Raw genomic sequence first — 312 nt, 5'->3', positions numbered from 1 at the left:
TAATTTGGTCGTGGCAAAAAAGGTTGCCAGTGCTGAAGAATGGAAAGCTTTCAAAGAAAATACAGATTCAATTATCAATGAAAACGAAATTCGGATAACTGAATTGAAGTTGAAAATGAAAAAAGCAGAAAAAACAATTGATGCCAAATATGAAAAAAATATTGACATCCTGGAACAAAAAAACAAAGATCTTAAAGCAAAAATGGAGACTTATAAAAATGATACCAATAGCGATTGGCAATCCTTTAAGCGTGAATTCAATCACGACATGAATGAACTTGGTCAAGCCTTGAAAGATCTAACCGTTAATAA

1 pseudogene is annotated in these 312 nt (G+C 31.7%); it reads left to right on the top strand.

Features of this window, described 5'->3' with window-relative positions:
- A pseudogene (locus B2145_RS09570) lies at window positions 1-312 on the top strand (hypothetical protein); the annotation flags it as partial.

Source organism: Flavobacterium sp. UBA5153 (assembly GCA_002413745.1).
Classification (GTDB): domain Bacteria; phylum Bacteroidota; class Bacteroidia; order Flavobacteriales; family Flavobacteriaceae; genus Flavobacterium.
Note: the sequence above shows the minus strand (reverse complement) of the source record. Positions and strands in the feature narration are given on the sequence as shown.